Raw genomic sequence first — 2,529 nt, forward strand, 5'->3', positions numbered from 1 at the left:
ATCAAACCCAATAGAGAGTTGCGGCGCTTCGCGCCGCAACTCTCTATTGGGTATGCTCTTCTTTGAAATTCCTAAAATGGCTTTGCCATCTTGGGAATTGGGATAAAAAGGAGAAGGAGAGCAAGGCTCCCCTTCTCCTTTTTGGGTTAGGATAAATGCGACCAAGCATGATTATTGTTAAAAGTTTGAATCTAAACCAATGAACGCAAATCAATGGCAATGGCGAGATGGCAGACTAACTTGCGATTTACTTGCCGAATGGCAACATGGATTTTTTACACGATCGCACGCTCCTAAACTTCCCAACGATTTACATAATTATCTTGTCCCATCGGGGCAAGCCTATCGTGCCAAACAAGTTCATGGTAATTGTTTAATTCATGCCGATGAAATTTCCCCATCACCCGATCGCCCTTTACCTGAAGCTGATGGAGTTTGGGTGACTCCAGAGAGCGATCGCCCTCTGGAGAATCGCTCGGTGTGGGTTTGTACGGCTGACTGCGTCCCAGTATTGATCGGCGATCGCAAGTTAGGTTCGGTGGCGGCTGTTCATGCTGGTTGGCGGGGGACTGTTGCGGGCATTGTCCCGAAGGCGATCGCCACCCTATGCGATCGCGGTAGTTCGCTCAAGGATCTGCGCGTTGCTCTAGGTCCTGCGATTTCGGGAAAAGTCTATCAGGTATCTCAAGATGTTGCCCAACAGGTGACAGCAACGATTAGGGAACCCGTTGGTTTATATCCCGACGCAGATCCTGAGAGAGTTAAATTAGATTTACGCCAAGTCCAATTACAACAACTTCAGGAATTGGGAATGTTCCCTGAACATGTGGCGATCGCTCCTTATTGCACCCTCGAAAATGAGGAACTATTTTTTTCCTATCGGCGTTATTTTCTCAATAATCCCCATCCTCAGCCGAGAGCTCCGCAGGTACAGTGGTCGGGGATTGCGACTTCTAAAAGCGATCGGCTTGATTAGATAGCGAGAGAAGGTTGGCGCTTACGCCAACCTTCTCTTCTTGGGTTTTGATTTTGTCCTAACGCGAATCTGTATGGGATGGGCAGTACAAAGCACTGCCTATCCTGATCTATAGGGAATCTATAGGAATAATGCCAAAGTTGAAAACCCTTACTGGGTTTGAACTGGATTTGATTTTTAATTCACAAAAGTGTTGTCACACTTTCGTGAATTGGTGTAATTTCATTCTTCTTTTTTGGGCATGAAATGATATTTGCCACTACCAATACGCTGGGCGCTATAAATACCAGTATGACCAGAGGCAAGGTAACTCATCACACAGGCGATCGCGATAAATGTGCCCGATTCTATACCAAAAAGCTCAATCCCCATTAATGTTGCGGCGATCGGGGTGTTAGCGGCTCCCCCAAAGACGGCGACAAATCCCATTCCCGCCAGTAAAGGCGCAGATAATGGCAGGATTAATGACAAAGAGCTTCCTAAGGTTGCACCAATAAAAAACAATGGAGTTACTTCACCTCCCTTAAAACCAGCCCCCAAGGTTAAGGCGGTTAAACCAATTTTGGCAGCAAAATCCCAAGGTGGTAACTGGGTTTCAAAAGCCTTCACAATTGTGGGAATCCCTAGCCCAATATATTTAGTAGAGCCGATCGCCCCCACGAGCAAAGCAACCATAACCCCACCGATCGCAGGACGTAGGGGAGGATAGGATATTTTCGATTTAAAAAATTGATTAAATTTATGCGTGAGTTTCGCAAAGATCTTTGCTGCCAACCCGAACGATACCCCAGCGCCGATCGCGGCGATCAACTCAATTAAATTGATCGCGGGAATCGATGGAGCATGAAGATAGGCTGTATGGTGTAATCCCAAACTCAAGGTAAGGCGATCGCCCACAATTGCGGCAACTAAACAGGGAAATAAGGCATTGTGGTTAATATTGCCAATTGCTAAAACTTCTAAACCAAAGATCGTTCCTGCTAAAGGAGCCCCAAAAACCGAAGCAAATCCCCCACTGAGCCCTGACATTAATAAAATTCGGCGATCGCTAGGTTGGAGGCTACATATTTTTGTCAAGCGATCGGCGAGAGAAGCCGCAATTTGCAGAGCCGTTCCTTCTCGACCAGCAGAACCACCAAATAGATGGGTTAAGGTGGTTCCCAATAACACCATTGGAGCCATTCTTAACGGAATAATCTTTTTAGAGTTATGAATCTCCTCAAGTAAAAGGTTGTTACCTGCTTCGATGGACTTCCCGTAGCGATCGTAAAGCCAACCACTCAGAAATCCCCCCAAGGGAAGTAAAGCAATGATCCATATATGGGTTTCTCGCCAATCAGTTGCCCATTCCAAAGAAAGCAGGAGGCTCGCCGATCCCAAACCTGAGAGGAGCCCAACCACGGATGCAATCACGAACCACTTAATAATTTGGGAAATTATTTGAGAAATAACGGCAAACGACTTAAATTGACGAAGACTTTTCATAATGTCTCGTGGCAAGTGAATCAAATATAACTGTCGCCTGTATTGGGACATAAACCCCAAGAATTGAT

General features: G+C 46.0%; 2 protein-coding genes. One reads left to right on the forward strand and one right to left on the reverse strand.

Annotated elements, in window-relative coordinates; all coding sequences use genetic code 11:
- Positions 1-199 precede the first annotated feature (199 nt).
- Entirely contained in the window at positions 200-976 is a 777-nt protein-coding gene (pgeF, locus tag AC805_RS03270) for a peptidoglycan editing factor PgeF (RefSeq protein WP_055074087.1), read from the forward strand.
- Positions 977-1,198: 222 nt separating this feature from the next.
- Here the strand turns inward: pgeF and AC805_RS03275 are convergent, their stop codons facing one another.
- Positions 1,199-2,461 carry a chloride channel protein gene (locus AC805_RS03275; protein WP_055074088.1) on the reverse strand — a complete coding sequence of 421 codons (1,263 nt, stop codon included), beginning with the start codon at positions 2,459-2,461 and terminating at the stop codon, positions 1,199-1,201.
- Positions 2,462-2,529: the final 68 nt, after the last annotated feature.

It is taken from the genome of Pseudanabaena sp. 'Roaring Creek', from assembly GCF_001402795.1.
Classification (GTDB): Bacteria; Cyanobacteriota; Cyanobacteriia; order Pseudanabaenales; family Pseudanabaenaceae; genus Pseudanabaena.